Consider the following 1,716-nt stretch of genomic DNA (forward strand, 5'->3'; position numbering starts at 1 on the left):
TTATCAATTTTACCGTCTTGACTATCAGTAGCCCCTACATTACCTGCGGTGTCTACTATTCGAGCATATACTGTGTAATCGCCAGGCGGCAAAGTTTCAGCTGTATTATCAAATGACCAAGTTGTTGTACCTGCTGTATATTCAGCATTATCCCAGTTAATCCCATCTAGGCTGACTTGAACTTTCTCATCAGTTGCTAGTGCTTTATCTATACTGCCGCTTAATACTAACGTTTGGTCACTGGTTATAAAATCGGTTGATGAGCTACCAGTATCTTCGGTAATACTGTCTATACTAATAGTATTGGTTTCAGGATCTGTCGTATCAACCTTAACAGTCTGTGCATCAACTGCTCCCACATCACCAGCTAGATCCACAATACGCGCTTGTACGTTGGTGACGCCCTCGCCTAAGTCGTTAGTGGTGTTGTCATACGTCCAGGTTGTCTCTCCTGCAGTATAAGCAGCATCTATCCACGTAGCGCCGTCATCAAGACTAATTTGTACTTTCGCATCATCAACTAATGCATCTCGTAATGTTCCGTTAAACACTAAAGTGGAATCATTAGTAATAAAATCTTTAGCATCAAGCCCTGTATCTTCAGTAATGCTTGAAATGTCAATAATGTTATCTTTTGGTGGTGTGAGGTCAATCTTAACCAATTGATCATCCGTTTTTCCCACATTACCTGCTGTATCTACAATACGTGCTTGTACATTGTAGTTAGCTTCTGCCAACTGTATATCTGTATTATCATAGCTCCAGGTTGTTCCTGTGGTCGTGACATCCAACCATGTTCCATTTATATTAATCTGTACTTTTTCCTCAGTTCCTAGTTCATTGGCTAAGGTACCTTTGAACTCTAAAGTACGGTCATTGGTAATAAAGTCATCTGATGCACTACCTGTATCTTCAGTGATACCGGTAATTTCAATGGTGTTTGCCACTGGATCGGTAATATCAATCTTAACAACCTGAGTATCAGTAGCACCAACAATACCCGACGTACCTACAATACGAGCTTTCACTGTGTAATTACCTTCTTCCAAAGTATTACCCGTATTATCATATGACCAACTGGTACCATTCGTCGTTGCATCTGTCCAGGTTGTCCCACCATCTAAACTGATTTGAACCTTTTCATCAGCTCCTAATGCATTCTTTAAAGTGCCATTGAATACTAATGTCTGGTCTTTGGTAATGAAGTCAGTTGTACTGCTACCTGTGTCAGTGGTAATTCCAGTGATTTCAATAGTATTAGGCTGTAGTACAGCGTTATCAATTTTACCGTCTTGACTATCAGTAGCCCCTACATTACCTGCGGTGTCTACTATTCGAGCATATACTGTGTAATCGCCAGGCGGCAAAGTTTCAGCTGTATTATCAAATGACCAAGTTGTTGTACCTGCTGTATATTCAGCATTATCCCAGTTAATCCCATCTAGGCTGACTTGAACTTTCTCATCAGTTGCTAGTGCTTTATCTATACTGCCGCTTAATACTAACGTTTGGTCACTGGTTATAAAATCGGTTGATGAGCTACCAGTATCTTCGGTAATACTGTCTATACTAATAGTATTGGTTTCAGGATCTGTCGTATCAACCTTAACAGTCTGTGCATCAACTGCTCCCACATCACCAGCTAGATCCACAATACGCGCTTGTACGTTGGTGACGCCCTCGCCTAAGTCGTTAGTGGTGTTGTCATACGTCCAG

1 protein-coding gene is annotated in these 1,716 nt (G+C 41.1%); it reads right to left on the reverse strand.

Annotated features, from left to right (window positions below; translation table 11 throughout):
- Positions 1–1,716, reverse strand: a 1,716-nt coding sequence (locus AC2SLT_RS13120) for an Ig-like domain-containing protein (RefSeq protein ID WP_486548095.1), incomplete at both ends; no start/stop codon positions are given.

The organism is Psychrobacter sp. CX18, assembly GCF_057396215.1.